Consider the following 17,673-nt stretch of genomic DNA (forward strand, 5'->3'; position numbering starts at 1 on the left):
ATGAAAGCACTGTGTTTGCGTGAAATTAAATCCTTTTTCGGATCGCCCATTGGCTACTTAGTTAGTATTGTATTTTTGATTATAAATGGCGTATTCCTGTGGGTTTTGGACGGAGATTACAATATTCCTCAAAGTGGTTTTGCTGATTTATCTCCTTTTTTCTTCCTAGCTCCTTGGGTTTTTTTATTTTTAATCCCTGCGGTAACGATGAGAAGCTTTTCAGAAGAAATCAAGCAAGGAACCATTGAGTTGCTTTTAACTAAACCTTTATCGCCTTGGCAAATCGTCCTTGGCAAGTTCTTTGGTGTCCTCGCATTGGTGCTTTTAGCCATTCTACCTACTTTGGTGTATGTATGGGTGCTACAAGAATACCTCCTTGCAGGACAAACATTTGACTTGGGAAGTGTAATTGGTTCCTATCTTGGTCTTCTTTTTTTAGGAGCTGCTTATGTAGCGATGGGACTTTTTGCATCCGCTTTAACGAGCAATCAAGTCGTTTCCTTTATCTTGGCTGTGCTATTTTGTGTGTCAGCTTCCTATGGTTTGATTCTATTAGATCGCATACCAGCATTGTACGGTATTGGTAAATGGGGGATACATGCACATTTTAGCAGCATCTCCAAAGGGGTTATTGATACAAGAGATATTCTTTATTTTATCTCTTTTTCTGCTTTATTTTTGAGTATGACTGTATTCCGAATTAATCAATTGCGCAAATAATGAAAAGAGAAACAAAGAAAAATAGTGTTCAGCTTGGAATTTTTATTGCCGGAATTCTACTCCTAAATGGTATTGGGGCTTTTGTATATCAGCGTTTTGATTTGACACAAGATAAGCGTTATACTCTTTCTCCAATCACCAATGAAATCATTGATAAAGTTGAAGAACCTGTTTTAATAGAGGTGCTTTTAGAAGGGCAATTCTCTCAAGAGTTCGTCAAACTACAAGCAGAAACGCGTCAATTATTAGAAGAATTTAGCGCGAAAAATTCAAATATCTTATTCCGCTTTGTTAATCCCTTAGAAGAAGGAGGAGGTACGCAGGATGAAATTGTCAATAACTTATACGGATTAGGTGCAAAACCGGTAACACTAACAGTAAATAATAAAGGAATTCAATCGCAAGCTTTGGTATTTCCGTGGGCCTTTGTAAGCCGAGGAGAGCAAATGGTCAAAGTACAGTTGCTAAAAAATATGATTGGCGCTAATACAGAAGAAAAAGTATTGACGTCCATTCAGCATTTAGAGTATGCCTTTACCGAGGCAATTGCTAAAATTAATACACCCAAATCTAAGAAAATTGCTATTCTAAAAGGGAATGGGCAGTTAGAAGATCAATATATTGCAGATTTTTTACTTTCTGCAAAAGACAGTTATCACCTGGCGCCTTTTACGTTGGATTCCGTAGCAAAGGCTCCTGAGAAAACGCTGGAACAGTTGAAGGAATTTGATTTGGCCATAATAGCCAAACCAACACAAGAATTCGATGACAAGCAAATCGAAGTACTGGATCAGTTCATTATGAATGGCGGTAAGACCTTGTGGTTGTTGGATCAGGTACAGGCAGATTTCGATAGTTTACGCGCAAAAGGAAGCATGCTGGTCTACCCAAAAGATCAATCATTGGGCGAAATGTTATTTAAATACGGGGTGCGTATTAATCCATTGTTAGTCAAAGATGAGGTAGCTACACCGATAAAATTAGCGTTAGGACGCCAAGGAAGTGAGACCCAGTATGGTGAGTTTATTTGGAAATTTGCGCCTTTTGTTTATCCTGAATCTAACCATCCTATTGTAAAGAATATCGAAGGGGTTCGCATGGACTTTGCTTCACCAATTGATACGCTGAAAAACGGAATTCAAAAAACAGTCTTGCTACAATCGTCTCAGTACTCCTTAACGGTGGGTACTCCAGCAGAAATTACGTTGGATATACTCAATGAAGAAACTGATCCAGCCCACTATGAAGGCAAAGGGAATTATGTGTTAGGAGTACTGTTGGAAGGACAATTTAAGTCCGTTTTTGAAAATAGAGTGCTGCCTTTTGCTTTGCCACAGGTAAAAAAACAAAGTATAGCAACTAAAATGATTGTGATTAGCGATGGGGATATCATCAAAAATCAGCTGGATCAGCACTATCAGCCCATGGAATTAGGCTATGATAAATGGACCAATAAACTTTACGGAAATAAAGAGTTTTTGTTCAATTCAGTCAACTATTTATTGGACGATTCTGGACTGATTAACCTTCGTACTAAGGAAGTTAAAATCCCTGTGCTCGATAAGATGAGGGTGTTTGAACATTATACAACTATTCAAATTATTGTGTTAGCAGTTCCTGTTGCTGTTCTGTTAATCCTCGGATTTTTGTTTTCTTTCTTTAAAAGAAAGGCTTTTGTTAAAAAGTAGTGCAAATTCTGCTTTTATTATTGAAGTTAAACGAATATATTTGTAGGTGTAAAGCCATTTACATATAAAAATATTTTAATATGAAATTTATAGTATCGAGTTCCTATTTGTTGAAGCAATTACAGGTATTGGGGAGTGTTATTAGTAGTAGTAATACGTTACATATATTAGACAATTTCTTGTTTGAATTGGATAATAATATCTTGAAAGTTTCAGCTTCTGACTTAGAAACAACAATGTCTGCTAGCCTAGAGATAGAGTCAACTAGTCAAGGAAGTATCGCTGTTCCAGCTAAGTTATTGTTGGAAACATTGAAAACATTTCCTGAGCAACCATTGACTTTCTCAGTAAAGGAAAACAATACGATTGAAATTAGTTCTGATGTTGGAAAATACGTTTTAGCGTATTCTGCAGGGGACGAATTCCCAAAAGCAGAAAGCTTAGAAGATCCTTCAAGAACAGATGTATCAGCAGGTGTACTAGCTACAGCGATTAGCAAAACAATTTTCGCAGCAGGTAATGATGATTTAAGACCTGTAATGTCGGGGGTATTCTTCCAGTTTGCGCCGACAGGTTTGATTTTCGTTGCTACAGATGCGCATAAATTAGTGAAATATTCACGTACGGATATTACATCACCTAGTGAGGCAAGCTTTATTATGCCAAAGAAACCTTTAACTATTTTAAAGAATATTCTAATGGCTTCTGGTGCTGATGTAGTAATTGAATTTAACGATTCAAATGCAAAGTTTACGTTTGATAACTATGCGTTAACTTGTCGTTTAATCGATGGAAAATATCCAAACTACGAGGCTGTAATTCCAAAGGAAAATCCAAATAAATTATTGTTGAACCGCGTTCAATTCTTGAACTCTGTTCGCCGTGTGGCTATTTATGCCAATAAAACAACCCACCAAATCAGATTGCGCATCGCAGGAACAGAATTGAATATCTCTGCTGAAGATATCGATTACTCAAACAAAGCAGATGAACGTCTAACTTGTGATTACCAAGGAGATGATATGCAAATCGGATTCAATTCAAGATTCTTGTTGGAAATGCTGAATAACCTTCAGTCCGATGAGATTCAATTAGAAATGTCATTACCTAATAGAGCAGGTATCTTAACGCCAGTTGATGGTTTAGAAGATGGAGAAGCAGTAACGATGCTTGTTATGCCTGTGATGTTAAATAACTAATAAAGTTTACAGTTTACGGTTGACAGTATACTGTAAATCATAAACTGTAAACAAAAAAGCAACCAGAGGGTTGCTTTTTTATTTTGATAAAACCCTAGCGAATGAAAGTTTCAAAATGCATTTTAATTACAGGTGGAGCAGGCTTTATTGGTAGCCATGTGGTACGGAAGTTTGTCAAGGCGTACCCCGACGATGTAATTGTTAATTTAGATGCTTTAACCTATGCTGGAAACTTAAACAATATTGAGGATATTGCAGCTTATTCCAACTATCAATTTATAGAAGGGGATATAAGAGATGAATATTTTATCGAACAATTGTTTGCAACCTATCAATTTACGCATGTCATTCATTTAGCTGCAGAATCTCATGTGGATCGTTCCATTGTTGATCCGTTGGCATTTGTTACAACCAATGTATTGGGAACTGTGGTGCTATTGAATGCTTTTCGCAAGCTTTGGGAAAACAATTGGCAAGGCAAGGTGTTTTATCACATTAGTACCGATGAAGTGTATGGAACATTAGGTAAAGAGGGGTTGTTTACAGAAACAACAGCCTATTCTCCTAATTCTCCTTACTCGGCTTCTAAAGCAAGCTCCGATCACTTTGTCCGTGCCTATGGAGAAACCTATCAGATGCCCTATTTAATCAGTAACTGCTCCAATAATTATGGTCCTAATCAATACCCCGAAAAATTGATTCCTTTAACTATTCAGCATATTTTACAACAAAAACCTATTCCTGTATACGGAACAGGTGAAAATATCCGTGATTGGTTGTATGTTGAAGATCACGCAACAGCGATTCACTTTATTTTGGAACATGGACAATTAGGTGAAACCTATAATGTGGGGGGATTTAATGAAGTAAAGAATATTGAGTTGGTGCAAATGTTGTGTGGAACCCTCGATGAACAATTGAATCAAGAAAAAGGAACGAGTGAAAAACTCATCCGCTTTGTAGAAGATCGAAAAGGACATGATTTTCGATATGCAATAGATGCAACAAAATTACAGCATTTAGGTTGGACACCTGTGGAAAATGTACAAGAAGGACTGCGAAAAACAGTTGCTTGGTACTTGGCTAATCCCACTTGGATTGCTGCTGCTATTGAGCAACGAAAATAAAAGCATTATTTGTGTTGGAGTAGACGAATATTATCGCGAATATAATCGTAATATTCCCCTTTAAATGGAGCGATGTGCTGTGCTAAAACATCAAGGGAAATCCAGTTTTTATACAAGGCAATTTCTTCCAAACACGCAATTTTAAGTCCTGTTCTTTTCTCTACTGTTTTTACAAATTCAGTTGCTTCCACTAGTGACTCATGAGTACCCGTATCCAACCAGGCAAATCCTCTTCCTAAGGGTTGAACAGTTAAGTTATCCTGCTGTAAGTACAGGTTGTTTAAACTTGTTATTTCCAATTCACCACGAGCAGATGGCTGAAGTGTTTTCGCATAATGTACCGCATTTGAAGGATAAAAATATAACCCAACGACAGCAAAATTTGATTTGGGATGTGTTGGCTTTTCTTCGATGGATATGGCGTTATGCGCTGAATCAAACTCCACCACACCATAACGTTGAGGATCTTTTACTGTATAGCCAAAAACGACTGCTTTTTTTTCTTCTTCTACTGAAGTAATAGCTTGCTGTAATTTCTTTTTTAAATCATTACCATAAAAAATATTGTCTCCTAAAATCAAACAAACAGGGTCTTGTCCAATAAATTCTTCTGCAATAAGTAGGGCTTGAGCAATTCCTTCTGGTTGTGGTTGTACGGCATAAGACAATTGAATTCCCAAGTGTTCTCCTGTTCCCAATAATGATTCGAATAGCGGTAAATCTCGAGGAGTGGAGATGATTAAAATATCGCGAATTCCAGCTAACATTAACGTGGATAAAGGGTAATAAATCATTGGCTTATCGTAAACGGGTAACAATTGCTTCGATATCGATAAAGTAAGTGGGTGTAGGCGCGTCCCTGAACCACCGGCCAATATAATTCCCTTCATAGTCTTGTGTCTTTTAATTGCTGGTACAAATCCAAACGAGAGTTGAAAGATAAGTAAAGATTTTTGTTTGAACAGGCTTTGACATAAAAACTTTAGGTGTAATTCAACCTAGTTTCTTTCTCTTTCTAGTGCTACTTGTTTCCTTCCTGTCTGTCAGACTAGAAGAAATAAAACTTTGAATAGAATAAAGAGAGAATTATGTGGATTTTATAATTAAATTTGTATATGTTTTACGAAAATAGGAAGGATGTAAAGGACTTCAGAGGTAAAAAGGGGAATAAATAATAAAAAAATCATAAACAGGAATAGCATGCTAGACATCAAGGTTCGATCGCATGACGCGTATACTTTAGAAATGAAAGTTGGTTTTATCAAGGAGGAAAATCAGCACAAAAGTGATTTTACAATCAATACCTGGATTTTTATTCCCAATACCTTAGATCTTAATAAAATGACCTATTCGAAAGATCAATTTTATTCTGATGTCAAATCTAAGATTCGCTTTATCACTCCAGTTTATAAACTTTCAGCAATTGTAGACGAAGGAGCAATCCCTTATAATAATCTTAGCGCTGCTACGAATGATGTATTAGAGACAGAAACAGACTTAAATATATACGAAGTTGAGTTTCAGCTGAAAATGTTTATGGCTATTTTTAGAAGTGCCTTGCGCAATGCCGTGACTGAATTCAAACAAGCAACGGAGGATCAGCACATGGAGTTAATTGAAACCTATGTTCATTCGAGCATGGCTATTCGCAATAAATATCGCGCATTAAAAGAAGAACTGCATTTAAATGAGCAGGTAACAGGAAAAGAATACTTGAATTATTTTAGCTTTGCAGATGAATACCTGTCCTACACTTTATTGCGCTATAGCTTTTTGTTGCTGGATCGGTTAATGTTAGTGCCTGACGAACGATTTCAATTGCTACAACACCAAGTAAAACAGCTGATTCTATCCGAACAAGCCTATATGAAAAACAAGGGGTATAGTTTCATTAAAGCCAATGAAAAAGCCACCAATCAAGCGGTTATTTATCGTTATGCGATGCTAAATAAATACGTAGAATCGGATTTGATTTTAGAATCAAATAAAAAGAAAGATAGCGATGGTGTTTTTGTCCAACAAGTATATTACAGTATTGCAGCGGGAGTATCCATGGTATTTGCCACAGTAGTAGCCTTTTCCTTTCAACAAAAATATGGGAATTTTACCATGCCATTATTTGTAGCATTAGTGGTAGGATATATGCTAAAAGATCGCATAAAAGAATTGATGCGTTTTTATTTTGCGGGTAAACTAGGAGGAAAGTATTTTGACAATAAGACTTCCATTAGTATTAAAGGAAAGTCAATCGGTTGGATAAAAGAAGCCGTAGATTTTATTACGGATGAAAAAGTGCCATCTGAAATTCTCAATATCCGAAATCGATCGGTTTTGCTTGAAGTTGAAAACCGTATTCACAATGAGAAAATATTGTTGTATCGAAAGAAAGTATCTTTGGATCGCGCAGAAATGATGAAAAATAGCACCTATTTTTTTAAAGGGGTGCACGATATTTTTCGCTTTAATTTGACGCGTTTACTGCAACGCATGGACAATCCTAAAGTGGCGGTGTTGAGTTTGGATGGACAAAATGAACAAGTGATCGGGTTTTATGCAGATAAGGTGTATTACATTAACTTTATCTCTCAAATTGAATATGGAGATCGAACGGAATATAAACGCTATCGCATTATTTGTCAACGCGATGGTATCCAAAAAATAGAAGAATTATTTACCTAATCAGTACCTTTAGATTTGTGAAGAAAAAATCCATGTTCTTGGTAAGCATCAGCTTGTTTTGTTGTACTTGGAGCAACGCTCAAGTGGACTCGCTCTATATTGGAAAATATAAGCATACATATGAAGCAACGGTAAGTATAAAGCAGGAGTTTTTATCATTAAACTATCAAGAAGAAAAAAAAGAATTTAATTTTGAACCCAATCGCCCAGTAAATATAGGATTGGCTTTTGCTTGGCGCAATTCTTCCTTGAGTTATAGCCAGGGTTTTTCAGAGATGCGTGATAAAGAGAAAGGGAAGAGTTCTACGGTGGATTTGCAGTATCATCTCGTGGGAAAAAAGTTTATGGTAGATTTTTATTTTCAACAGTATAAAGGATTCTATCGTTTGGATCAGGAAAGTAAAGCGTATCTGAGTTTTGATGATTTGAGAATTAATAGGTATGGTGGGCGATTTACGTATGTGTTTAATTCGAATAAATTTTCAATCGGTGCAGCGAATAATAAAAATAGTAGACAAAAAAAGTCGGCAGGAGCGTTGTTACTTGGAGGATCAAGTTTTTTAACGGTGATTAAAAATACGCCTGAATTGTACGAAGGTATACAGGGAAATGATAGACAAAGTTTTAGTTTTGGGCCTACTCTAGGCTACGCATACAATTGGGTGCTGTGGAAAAGGTTGTTAGTTGCTCCTTCTTTTTCCTTGGGAATTAATGGTATTTTCGACGAAAATCTTCAAACGAAAAATACAGTGTTTTATGTCAATGCGCAAATAGAAAGTACGCTAAATTTGGCCTATCAGGCTGAAGGCTGGGGAATTGGTATTCGCTCTTCGTTGAGTGTGATGTACTTTGATAAAGTTGAAGGTTACACAACTGAATTATCAAATAAAGGTTTTTCGCTCTTTTTTACCAAACGGTTTTCAATGAAAAAGGATCCAAAAATCTTTCAGTATGACTTGATTGATTGGTTGAATCCTTCTACGTATTAATTGTATTCTTTAATAAAATTTAGCGCATTTGAATTTAATTGTTGCTCTCCACTGTATCGATAGCAAACCAAGTGGCCGTTTTTGGCGACGCTATAGTCTAAACAACAGGTATTGGATGTTAAAATAAGCGGTGTTCCATTCGCATTTACTTTCATCCAATAATGGCCAAAAAATACAGGTTTTGCTGCTGGTGAATAGAAATTGACGTGTTGTACATCAATAGCTTCATCTGCCTGATGCTTAATAACTGAAGCACTCACCTTGCTAAGTGTATGTGGTTTCTGGGGTTCTTCCCACCATTTAACGCGAAACGAATGACGAATAATCCCATCTTTATCAATAAACGATTGTTTATTGGGTAGCTCTATTTCCTTGCCTTTGAGTACGATTTCTACCGCCTCGTGTAAGGAAGTGCCTTCGGTATTGGCCTCTTCTAATAAATCTGTGGTTAAGCAGTTATCCAATAGACGCGTTTTAAGGTAAGCTACACTAGCCTCATCCCAACAAGCGTGGATGGCTCGAAAGGATTCATTTTCAAAAAATAGGGGCAACGTCTTGAACCACTCAATGTACATTTTATACAAATTAGGCTTGGACATAAAGGCGGCCATCGTAATGGCGTGTTGATTGAAATTTTTCTTGCTGTGTTCGCGTAAGTAAGTGCCATCAGCTGTTAGCGTATTATAGCAAATGGCATTGTATTCATGGTTTCCCATTAGGGCTATGGCTTCTCCGTTATCGACCATATTTTTAACTAGCTCTAGTACTTCCACAACATTGACGCCTCGATCGATATAGTCACCAAGGAATAACACTTTTCGCTGCGGATGTTGATAGTAGTTTCCTTTTAACTTATAGCCTAGAGCGCCGAGTAGTTTTTTTAAGTCGTTGCTATGACCATGGATATCGCCAATAATATCAAAATTGTTAAAGTTTTTTGGAATTTGATTCATAGTGTAGAGGGGTGTGAAAATATGGTTAGTAATCGATTGTAATAAAACAAGAAAATACTACTATTTAGGGAAATATACAAATAGATAATCGTATAATTTCAGTGGAGAAGAAATAAAAAAAAGCCACTTGTTTACGCAAGTGGCTTTTTAGAGTATCAAGAATGATTATTTTTTCATTTCTTTCATTTCTTTTTCGATCATATCATAGAATTGATCGATTTTTGGCATCAAGATGATTCTAGTTCTTCTGTTTCTAGCTTTGTTTTCAGCTGAATCATTATCCACTAGAGGCACATATTCTCCGCGTCCTGAAGCTACTAATTGTTTAGGATCTAAACCTAAATCTTTTTGTAACACTCTCACAATAGAAGTTGCTCTTTTCACACTCAAATCCCAGTTATCTTCAAACATTGTATTTTTGATTGGCACGTTATCTGTGTGTCCTTCCACCATCAATTCAAAATCAGGTTTGCTTTTTGCAATTTTAGCTACTTTCGCTAATACTGCTTTCGCTTTGTCATTTACTTGGTAACTAGCCGATTTGAATAACAATTTGTCTGCAATCGAGATATATACCACCCCTTTTTCAACGTTCACTTCAATATCCGGATCGTCAAACCCAACTTCTTTTTTCACGCTTTTTACTAAAGCTAGAGTCACAGAATCTTTCTTTGTAAGGGCGTCTTGCAATCTTGTAATTTTTAAATCCTTCTCTTTTAAACTTTCTAAAGATTTCTCTAAGTTGTCAGCACCTTTGGAAGATAACATAGTTAAGTTTCCTACGTTGCTAATCAAATCAGATGTGTTTTTCTTTAAATCGTGCACTTGGTCTGATAAAACTTTTTTCTCAGCAAGGGCAGAGTTCAATTGAATCGTACAAGAATTTAATAAATCTTGTACCTCTTTGTTTTTTGCTTCTAAGTCAGCAATTTTTTGTTTTGTACCACAAGACGTAAGTGCAAGAGCCAAAACCGATAAACCTAAAACTACTTTTTTCATAAATAAAAAAATGATTGAATTTTGAGTCAAATATACCAAAAGCATTGAGATTCTAGCGTATCTGAGTAAAAATTATTTATTGTTTGTTTCGAATTGTAATAAAATTCTTTTTTCTATACACAAAGTACGAAAAAATTACGGATTTTTCTGTAAAATAATTGTTAATGTTTGTAAATTCTAATTTATTCTTAAGTTTTGGAATACGGCTATAGAAGGCAAAATGGGAGCGAATAATCGCCCAACAGTGCTTGGGTTTGAACAACAACATAAAGCGTACTCCAGCTAGACCATCGAAACACAAGCGAATAAATAGTGTGCTGAATTTATGACGTTTAGGTAAATTCTTATACATCATCATCAAGGAATTTCGAAAGTTTAAGTAGGTTTTTCTTGGACTTTCGTAGTTTAATGTTGCACCCCCTACGTGATAAACAGTTGAAAAGCCGCAATATTTGATGCGATACCCCCTGTTTTGTGCGCGCCAGCATAGGTCTATTTCTTCCTGATGAGCAAAGAAATCTTCATCAAACCCCTGGAGAATTTGAAATACTTCATTTCGGATGAACAAACAAGCGCCACTTGCCCAAAAAATAGTTTCAATATCGTCGTATTGACCTTCATCTTTTTCAATGGTGTCGAAAATGCGGCCTCTACAGTATGGAAAACCATATTTGTCTAGATATCCTCCTGCTGCACCCGCATACTCAAAGTAAGCTTTGTTCTTGTAGTCGAGTATTTTGGGTTGTACCATCGCGAGCTCCGGATCGGAGTCAAACAACGCCGTAATGGGCGTCAGCCAGTTTTCGGTTACTTCAATATCAGAGTTAATTAAAATGAGTATAGGTTCAGTTATCCCTACTAACCCTTCATTGTATCCTTTAGCATAGCCGTAATTTTCTGCATTTTGAATTAGCTTTACTTCGGGAAAGGATTCCTGAATCAATGCCTGACTTCCGTCGGTAGACGCATTGTCAATCACATACACGTTCGCTTGTGGTGAAAATTGTTCCATCGCAGGTAAAAATGTTTCTAAAAGCGCTTTGCCATTCCAGTTCAAAACTACCAGTGCAAATTGTTTCTCCATAATCCGTTGTTATTCCGTTGTAAATGTAGTGTAATGGGGTAGGGCTTGTAGAAAGAAATAGCGTTCTTTCTCATAGTCCATTCGACAAAAATAGTGATTCAATCCATTAGTAACGTATAAATGATCGGCCTGTAGTTGAAAATTGTAGCGTGCAATTTGATCAAAGGTTTGCTGGGTAATCGCAACGGAAGGCGCTTTGCACTCGATAAGAATGGCAATTGTACCATTTGGCTTAAAGACTACAACGTCATAACGCTTGTTCATTCCGTTGATTTTGACAATCTTTTCAACGCTAATGAGTGAAATAGGATACCCCTTGTGTTCCATTAAATCGTGAACCACATGTTGCCTGACCCATTCCTCAGGAGTTAGAAGAATAAATTTTTTACGGATCACATCAAAAATAGCTATCTTATTTTCACTATTTTTGAATCGGAAATTAAAGGATGGAAAGTTTAATCTTTGCATTATACAAAGATATTTGTTTAAGCGAATAGTACAATTTTAAGTAAATTATATTTTGGAACAACTCAAGGAAATCGTAAGGAATATTAAGAATAAGACGCTGGCACCTGTTTACTTTTTAATGGGGGATGAGCCTTATTACATTGATAACGTTGCGGATTATATTGAAGATCATGTTTTGACGGAAGAAGAAAAGGGATTCAATCAAATGGTACTTTACGGACGAGATGTTTCCATTCAGGATATTGTATCTCATGCAAAACGCTTTCCTTTGATGGCAGACAAACAGGTGATTATTGTCAAAGAGGCCCAAGACTTAGCGAAGACCATCGAGCAATTAGACGACTATGTCAATCAGCCTCAACCTTCAACTGTTTTGGTGTTTTGTTATAAGTATAAAACCATTGACAAGCGTAAAAAGCTGTACAAAAGCTTGCAAAAACACGCGGTACTCTTTGAAAGCAATCGATTAAAAGATTATAAGTTAGAAGGCTGGTTACAACAAACCGTAGCCAAACGCGGATATGGTATTGACCCTAAATCAGCGGCTATGTTGATTGAGTTTTTGGGGAATGATTTATCGAAGATTGTCAAAGAACTTGATAAATTAACGCTTGTATTGCCGAAAGGACAACCTATAACTGCAGAGGTAATTGAAAAAAACATAGGTATTAGCAAAGATTACAACAATTTCGAATTGATGAAAGCGATTGTCGATCGCAATCAGTTACAAGCCTATAAAATTGCCAGTCATTTTGCTCAAAATCCAAAAAATAACCCCTTTGTTGTTACGATTGGTATCGTCTATGCCTATTTTTCCAAGCTATTGTTATATCATGGACTACAAGATAAATCGCCACAGCATGCCATGCGACAATTAAAAGTGGTGCAGTACGCAATAAAAGACTATGAATTGGGGTTTAAAACCTATCCAATGAAACGCGTAAGTCAAATCATCGCTCACTTGAAAGAGGTAGACTTAAAAGGAAAAGGAGTAGGAGCTTCTCAGTTGCCACAAGGCGATTTGTTGAAAGAAATGTTGATGAAAATTTTTAATTAAAACAAAAAAAATGGCCAATAATTTGAATAAGAATAAAATATTAGGGTATGCTACCTTGATTATGATTGTAATGGGAATTGTATTAATAGCGTTAGGAACGTTGAAATACTACGAAATAGCTGGTTGGGGATTCGCAGCGGTTGGTGTAGGGTTCTTGGCGATTGCTTGGGTATTTAATGCCTTAAAAGGGCGCGTATAGCCTTCTTGACTCATTAAGAAGGAATTCCTCGGTCAATAAAAAAGTATTCGTTTGACTCCAAATGAAAATTCTAAAAGTAACTTCCATAGGGATATGTTAAAAATAAAAAAATCTTGTAATTGATTGTTGTTTTTAGTGAAAAACAAATAATCAGTTACAAGATCCCATTTGCTTAAATTCCAAGGTGCTCTTCGTACTCATCGTAATAATCTATTTCTTCCTCTTCTAAATCTACGTAAAGTCCAGCTGGTATATTACCCTCACCTAGCGGATAGTTTAAGTTTTCGCCTACAGATTGGTTTGCTTCCACATCCTCTTCGTGTAGGTCTTTAAAACGGATCGTTCTAAAAATTTTTTCCATACTATTCATGTGTTTTATTACTTTAAATATAGGAAAAATTATTTGATTATTCTAGGTGTTTTTAAAGGATTGATTATTAATTTTAAAAACTTTAACACATGGGGCGTTTTCAATTGTAGATAAGGTGTTGATTTAACTTTTTTTAAGAATTATAGGCCTTGTTGGAAAACGCAACAAGGAGTGAAGGATTAACTCGCTATGTTTGCTGATAAGTATAAAAAACAGGTTATTTGGTTTCTAGTAACCCTATTGGTTCTGCTTGGATTAATCGCAATTGACGCCTGGATAATGCCCCAAAAGACTAGAGTGGAAAAGCTCTATGGTTATCGAGAGATTACCATTCGATCGAACCATGAGGGATATCGCTTTTATACCGTTCAGGGTACGTCTTTTTCTTTAGGTGAGGCTTTTATTTGGGAACCAGAAGTGACTATCTCTAGTTCATACCTATTTGGTACAATCACAGCAGTAAAGTCGCGGAAAAAGGATTATACGTCTTATTTAATTTCTGGATTTCATGGTATTAATGCTGTTTTGTGTTCGATATTGACTTTTTCAACGATTATTAGGCTATTCTTCCTTTGGAAGAACGAAACTTTGACCCAAAATCAATATTGGAATATTGTTCTTTTTCAGGGGCTCCTTCTTTTTCTTATTTGTGCCATGCGGTTTCACTATAGCTTTATGTAAAAAAAAAAGAAGCTAACGGAAATTAGCTTCTTTCATGAAATAGATTAGAATCAACTTACATCTTTTTTAAAATCAATGCATTTGCTTTTTGTGGGAATAACACATATTCAAACAACGTTGCTTTTAGCTCCGAAGCATTTGTGAATTCTTCTACAGTAAGGTAATAGGTATAAGCACCATTGCGGTTTTCTAATATCACGGTATTCGTTGAATATTTCTCGTATTTAGACATATACTGTACCGATTCAATATTGGGAATACCACTAGTATTTTCTGCTTGAATAACAGAACAAGTACCATTGTCATTAAAGGTAATCGTGAATATTTTTTGTCCATTCAACTCTGCTTTCCACGTTCCAATCAGTTGTTGAATATCTAAAGCAACATCTTCTTTTTGACGGATTAAGCGCCCAGGCTGTCCTTGCTCATGTATGCCTGATACGGTTAAGAGAACATCTAACTCATTCACTGAAATCTGTTCTTTGATGGTTATAATGGAATAATCCGTCATTTTCATTCCAGATGAAATAACATCCAAGTGAATTTTGTCCCCTATTATTCGGTAATCTCCTTGCATTAAGGTACCGAAATACACAAAGTCAAACGTATCTCCTTCATAGAAGTTGTAAATAATATCGTGAGAAGCAGCATTGGATAGCTTCCATTTTCCACGGATGATTTGTTCTAGCTTTGGTTGCTCTTGTTCTTGTTCAATCTGAATGGCAATTTCATTCGATTTAACGTGATTGTTTACAGCGTATACAGTTAGGGATTCTCCGTCTGTTGCCAATACAGTATAAATATTTCCTTCGATGGGTTTGTTGTTCACATAGAAAATAGAAGTAGCTGTAAAGTCTTTTTGCTCACTATTCTCAGCCGATAAGGTGATTTTATCATTGACTTTTGCTGTTTCTTTATTTGCTTTAACAGTTAAGGTTTCTGTAGCAACAGTAATAGTTAAAGCCTGACTGTTTCGGTAGTTAGCTTTCGTAGCAACAACTTTAAACGTTCCTGCTGCTGTTGCTTTATACGTATGGCCTACAATTGCCTTGTCATCTACTAAAATAGTAGCATCGGTTACAGGTTTTCCCTTGTTGTCTGAAACGTCAAAAGAAACTTCTTCTCCAAGTAAAATGCGTTCTGCATTTGCTTTTAAGGTTAAGGTTAGGTCTTCTGTTGTGGAAGCATCATCACTGCTACAACTAAAAACAAATGTGCTTAGCAGTAAAATAACTGCGAAATTGATAATTTTTCTCGTAAACATAATTGATTATTTAATGATGTCGCAAAGGTATTATAACTTATTCTTATTTAGATTAAATATTGATAGAAAATAAAAGTAATTATAACTACTTGTCATTTAGTGTTTTGTTTTTGTTTTTTTGAAAAAAAAAGGTGTAAAACTTCTTTTTTCTTCATTGAAGAGCGGGAAAATTCGCTAGATGAGAAGAAAAAAGGAGCGTGAATAAGCCGATTGAGTGTAGTAGTTGTTGGGGGTAAACAGAAAGAAAATGATGCAAGAAGCGGAATTGAAAAATATTTCTTATCTCCGTAATAATGTGTATTTTTGGGGTATTCGATGGTTCTTGAGTTACTCAGGGTGAGTAGCAACGGTAGCATCACATCATTATTCAATCAATTTTTTACTTTATGTCAGACGATAAAAAGGTAATTTTTTCCATGTCGAAGGTGAGTAAAACGTACTCATCTACAAACAAAACAGTTTTAAAAGACATTTATTTGAGCTTCTTTTATGGAGCTAAAATTGGTATTTTAGGTCTTAACGGTTCTGGTAAATCTTCATTATTGAAGATTATTGCTGGAGTGGATAAGAACTATCAAGGAGATGTTGTATTTGCTCCAGGTTATACGGTGGGGTACTTAGAACAAGAACCAGAATTAGACGAAGAGAAAACAGTAATCGAAATTGTAAGAGAAGGAGCAGCAGAAGTTGTGGCTATTCTAGACGAATTCAATAAGATTAACGATATGTTTGGATTGCCAGAGGTTTATGAAGATGCAGATAAGATGCAGAAACTTATGGATAGACAAGCTGAACTACAAGATAAGATTGACGCTGTTGGTGGATGGGAATTGGATACGAAATTAGAAATCGCGATGGATGCATTGCGAACACCAGATCCAGATACACCGATTAAAATATTATCAGGAGGAGAGCGTCGCCGTGTGGCCTTGTGTCGTTTGTTGTTGCAGAATCCCGATGTTTTATTGTTAGATGAGCCTACCAACCACTTGGATGCGGAGTCTGTGCATTGGTTGGAACAACATTTGCAACAATATGCTGGAACGGTTATCGCAGTAACGCACGACCGTTATTTCTTGGATAATGTAGCGGGATGGATTTTAGAACTTGATAGAGGTGAGGGAATTCCGTGGAAAGGAAATTACTCGTCTTGGTTGGATCAAAAAGCGAAGCGCTTAGAACAAGAAGAGAAAACAGCTTCTAAACGTCGAAAAACTTTAGAACGCGAGTTAGACTGGGTTCGTCAAGGGGCTAAAGGTCGTCAAACCAAACAAAAAGCGAGGTTACAGAACTACGATAAGTTACTAAATGAAGACCAAAAACAACTGGAAGAGAAATTGGAAATCTACATTCCAAATGGGCCTCGTTTAGGAACAAATGTCATTGAAGCAAAAGGAGTTGCCAAAGCATTTGGGGATAAGTTATTGTATGACAACTTAAACTTTACGTTGCCTCAAGCGGGGATTGTGGGTATTATTGGACCGAATGGTGCAGGTAAATCGACGATTTTCCGCATGATTATGGGCGAACAAACCCCAGACGCGGGTACATTCAGTATCGGAGATACCGTAAAAATCGCGTATGTCGATCAGTCGCACTCTAATATTGACCCAGAGAAATCAATTTGGGAGAACTTCTGTGATGGTCAAGAGTTGATCATGATGGGCGGACGTCAAGTAAATTCTAGAGCGTATTTAAGTCGTTTTAACTTTGGAGGATCGGATCAAAATAAGAAAGTAGCTACTTTGTCAGGAGGGGAGCGAAATCGCTTACACTTAGCCATGACGTTGAAAGAAGAAGGAAACGTGCTGTTGCTGGATGAGCCTACGAACGACTTAGACGTTAATACACTGCGTGCCTTAGAAGAAGGGTTGGATAATTTTGCTGGATGTGCAGTAGTGATTTCCCACGACCGTTGGTTCTTAGACCGTATTTGTACGCATATCTTAGCGTTTGAAGGTGACTCTCAAGTATATTTCTTTGAGGGATCTTTCTCTGAATACGAAGAAAACCGTAAGAAACGCTTAGGTGATGTTGCACCAACACGATTGAAATACAAGAAATTAGTTCGATAAACATAGGAGTGGAGGGAGATGAATGAAGGATGTAATTTTCGATACAACGATAAAATAAGGGGCTGTCTTTTTAGATAGCCTCTTTTTTTATCCCTCACTTTTGATAGGGATAGTTAGGTAA

The 17,673-nt window shown here is 36.4% G+C and carries 17 protein-coding genes; 10 read left to right on the top strand and 7 right to left on the bottom strand.

Features of this window, described 5'->3' with window-relative positions; all coding sequences use genetic code 11:
- The 4 genes from gldF (at nucleotide 1) to rfbB (ending at nucleotide 4,734) form a co-directional block, all read left to right on the top strand.
- The gene (gene gldF, locus ACLJX0_RS11945; RefSeq protein ID WP_410880755.1) at nucleotides 1-720 is read left to right on the top strand and encodes a gliding motility-associated ABC transporter permease subunit GldF; all 720 of its coding nucleotides are present in this window, start codon (nucleotides 1-3) and stop codon (nucleotides 718-720) included.
- Entirely contained in the window at nucleotides 720-2,408 is a 1,689-nt protein-coding gene (gldG, locus tag ACLJX0_RS11950) for a gliding motility-associated ABC transporter substrate-binding protein GldG (protein WP_410880756.1), read from the top strand. The genes gldF and gldG overlap by 1 nt, the downstream gene beginning before the upstream one ends.
- A gap of 80 nt (nucleotides 2,409-2,488) precedes the next feature.
- Nucleotides 2,489-3,607 (top strand): DNA polymerase III subunit beta, encoded by a 1,119-nt coding sequence (gene dnaN, locus ACLJX0_RS11955; protein WP_410880757.1) that lies wholly within the window; start codon nucleotides 2,489-2,491, stop codon nucleotides 3,605-3,607.
- 101 nt (nucleotides 3,608-3,708) lie between these two features.
- Nucleotides 3,709-4,734: a dTDP-glucose 4,6-dehydratase gene (gene rfbB / locus ACLJX0_RS11960; RefSeq protein ID WP_410880758.1), complete on the top strand. Its 1,026-nt coding sequence runs from the start codon at nucleotides 3,709-3,711 to the stop codon at nucleotides 4,732-4,734.
- A 5-nt stretch (nucleotides 4,735-4,739) separates the two neighbouring features.
- Here rfbB and rfbA read toward each other — a convergent pair whose 3' ends face one another.
- The gene (gene rfbA, locus ACLJX0_RS11965; protein WP_410880759.1) at nucleotides 4,740-5,624 is read right to left on the bottom strand and encodes a glucose-1-phosphate thymidylyltransferase RfbA; all 885 of its coding nucleotides are present in this window, start codon (nucleotides 5,622-5,624) and stop codon (nucleotides 4,740-4,742) included.
- Nucleotides 5,625-5,934: 310 nt separating this feature from the next.
- Here rfbA and ACLJX0_RS11970 point away from each other — a divergent pair, with 310 nt between their 5' ends.
- Both ACLJX0_RS11970 and ACLJX0_RS11975 read left to right on the top strand, forming a co-directional pair.
- Entirely contained in the window at nucleotides 5,935-7,413 is a 1,479-nt protein-coding gene (locus tag ACLJX0_RS11970; protein ID WP_410880760.1) for a hypothetical protein, read from the top strand.
- A gap of 17 nt (nucleotides 7,414-7,430) precedes the next feature.
- On the top strand, nucleotides 7,431-8,402 hold the full coding sequence (locus ACLJX0_RS11975; protein ID WP_410880761.1) for a DUF4421 family protein: 972 nt from the start codon (nucleotides 7,431-7,433) through the stop codon (nucleotides 8,400-8,402).
- On the opposite strand, the gene ACLJX0_RS11980 is transcribed toward ACLJX0_RS11975, so the two are convergent.
- The 4 genes from ACLJX0_RS11980 to ACLJX0_RS11995 form a co-directional block, all read right to left on the bottom strand.
- On the bottom strand, nucleotides 8,399-9,355 hold the full coding sequence (locus tag ACLJX0_RS11980; protein ID WP_410880762.1) for a metallophosphoesterase: 957 nt from the start codon (nucleotides 9,353-9,355) through the stop codon (nucleotides 8,399-8,401). The genes ACLJX0_RS11975 and ACLJX0_RS11980 overlap by 4 nt on opposite strands.
- Before the next feature lie 165 nt (nucleotides 9,356-9,520).
- The gene (locus tag ACLJX0_RS11985; protein WP_410880763.1) at nucleotides 9,521-10,354 is read right to left on the bottom strand and encodes a flagellar motor protein MotB; all 834 of its coding nucleotides are present in this window, start codon (nucleotides 10,352-10,354) and stop codon (nucleotides 9,521-9,523) included.
- Between the two features lie 76 nt (nucleotides 10,355-10,430).
- Nucleotides 10,431-11,438, bottom strand: coding sequence for a glycosyltransferase family 2 protein (locus tag ACLJX0_RS11990; RefSeq protein WP_410880764.1), 1,008 nt, complete (start codon nucleotides 11,436-11,438; stop codon nucleotides 10,431-10,433).
- A gap of 9 nt (nucleotides 11,439-11,447) precedes the next feature.
- Nucleotides 11,448-11,906, bottom strand: a complete 459-nt coding sequence (locus ACLJX0_RS11995; protein WP_410880765.1) for a type I restriction enzyme HsdR N-terminal domain-containing protein — start codon at nucleotides 11,904-11,906, stop codon at nucleotides 11,448-11,450.
- Nucleotides 11,907-11,958: 52 nt separating this feature from the next.
- Here ACLJX0_RS11995 and holA point away from each other — a divergent pair, with 52 nt between their 5' ends.
- Nucleotides 11,959-12,963, top strand: a complete 1,005-nt coding sequence (gene holA, locus ACLJX0_RS12000; RefSeq protein WP_410880766.1) for a DNA polymerase III subunit delta — start codon at nucleotides 11,959-11,961, stop codon at nucleotides 12,961-12,963.
- 10 nt (nucleotides 12,964-12,973) lie between these two features.
- Entirely contained in the window at nucleotides 12,974-13,162 is a 189-nt protein-coding gene (locus ACLJX0_RS12005) for a CAL67264 family membrane protein (protein ID WP_286442152.1), read from the top strand.
- A gap of 172 nt (nucleotides 13,163-13,334) precedes the next feature.
- Here ACLJX0_RS12005 and ACLJX0_RS12010 read toward each other — a convergent pair whose 3' ends face one another.
- On the bottom strand, nucleotides 13,335-13,523 hold the full coding sequence (locus tag ACLJX0_RS12010) for a hypothetical protein (RefSeq protein ID WP_410880767.1): 189 nt from the start codon (nucleotides 13,521-13,523) through the stop codon (nucleotides 13,335-13,337).
- 198 nt (nucleotides 13,524-13,721) lie between these two features.
- Between ACLJX0_RS12010 and ACLJX0_RS12015 the strand changes: the two genes are divergently transcribed.
- Nucleotides 13,722-14,213: a hypothetical protein gene (locus ACLJX0_RS12015; protein ID WP_410880768.1), complete on the top strand. Its 492-nt coding sequence runs from the start codon at nucleotides 13,722-13,724 to the stop codon at nucleotides 14,211-14,213.
- A gap of 55 nt (nucleotides 14,214-14,268) precedes the next feature.
- Here ACLJX0_RS12015 and ACLJX0_RS12020 read toward each other — a convergent pair whose 3' ends face one another.
- Entirely contained in the window at nucleotides 14,269-15,477 is a 1,209-nt protein-coding gene (locus ACLJX0_RS12020; RefSeq protein WP_410880769.1) for a hypothetical protein, read from the bottom strand.
- A 386-nt stretch (nucleotides 15,478-15,863) separates the two neighbouring features.
- On the opposite strand from ACLJX0_RS12020, the gene ettA reads away from it, so the two are divergent.
- Nucleotides 15,864-17,552, top strand: a complete 1,689-nt coding sequence (ettA, locus tag ACLJX0_RS12025; RefSeq protein WP_410880770.1) for an energy-dependent translational throttle protein EttA — start codon at nucleotides 15,864-15,866, stop codon at nucleotides 17,550-17,552.
- Nucleotides 17,553-17,673 lie beyond the last annotated feature (121 nt).

Origin of the sequence: Myroides sp. DW712, from assembly GCF_046557355.1 — a bacterium.
Taxonomy (GTDB): domain Bacteria; phylum Bacteroidota; class Bacteroidia; order Flavobacteriales; family Flavobacteriaceae; genus Flavobacterium.

Bases quoted from the DNA above. Each gene is read 5' to 3' on its own strand.
- ACLJX0_RS11970 (WP_410880760.1), top strand. From the start codon at position 5,935: ATGCTAGACATCAAGGTTCGATCGCATGACGCGTATACTTTAGAAATG.
- dnaN (WP_410880757.1), top strand. From the start codon at position 2,489: ATGAAATTTATAGTATCGAGTTCCTATTTGTTGAAGCAATTACAGGTA.
- ACLJX0_RS12010 (WP_410880767.1), bottom strand. From the start codon at position 13,523: ATGGAAAAAATTTTTAGAACGATCCGTTTTAAAGACCTACACGAAGAG.
- ettA (WP_410880770.1), top strand. From the start codon at position 15,864: ATGTCAGACGATAAAAAGGTAATTTTTTCCATGTCGAAGGTGAGTAAA.
- rfbA (WP_410880759.1), bottom strand. From the start codon at position 5,624: ATGAAGGGAATTATATTGGCCGGTGGTTCAGGGACGCGCCTACACCCA.
- ACLJX0_RS11995 (WP_410880765.1), bottom strand. From the start codon at position 11,906: ATGCAAAGATTAAACTTTCCATCCTTTAATTTCCGATTCAAAAATAGT.
- gldF (WP_410880755.1), top strand. From the start codon at position 1: ATGAAAGCACTGTGTTTGCGTGAAATTAAATCCTTTTTCGGATCGCCC.
- ACLJX0_RS11985 (WP_410880763.1), bottom strand. From the start codon at position 10,354: ATGAAAAAAGTAGTTTTAGGTTTATCGGTTTTGGCTCTTGCACTTACG.
- ACLJX0_RS12020 (WP_410880769.1), bottom strand. From the start codon at position 15,477: ATGTTTACGAGAAAAATTATCAATTTCGCAGTTATTTTACTGCTAAGC.
- gldG (WP_410880756.1), top strand. From the start codon at position 720: ATGAAAAGAGAAACAAAGAAAAATAGTGTTCAGCTTGGAATTTTTATT.
- ACLJX0_RS12005 (WP_286442152.1), top strand. From the start codon at position 12,974: ATGGCCAATAATTTGAATAAGAATAAAATATTAGGGTATGCTACCTTG.
- ACLJX0_RS11990 (WP_410880764.1), bottom strand. From the start codon at position 11,438: ATGGAGAAACAATTTGCACTGGTAGTTTTGAACTGGAATGGCAAAGCG.
- ACLJX0_RS12015 (WP_410880768.1), top strand. From the start codon at position 13,722: ATGTTTGCTGATAAGTATAAAAAACAGGTTATTTGGTTTCTAGTAACC.
- ACLJX0_RS11980 (WP_410880762.1), bottom strand. From the start codon at position 9,355: ATGAATCAAATTCCAAAAAACTTTAACAATTTTGATATTATTGGCGAT.
- rfbB (WP_410880758.1), top strand. From the start codon at position 3,709: ATGAAAGTTTCAAAATGCATTTTAATTACAGGTGGAGCAGGCTTTATT.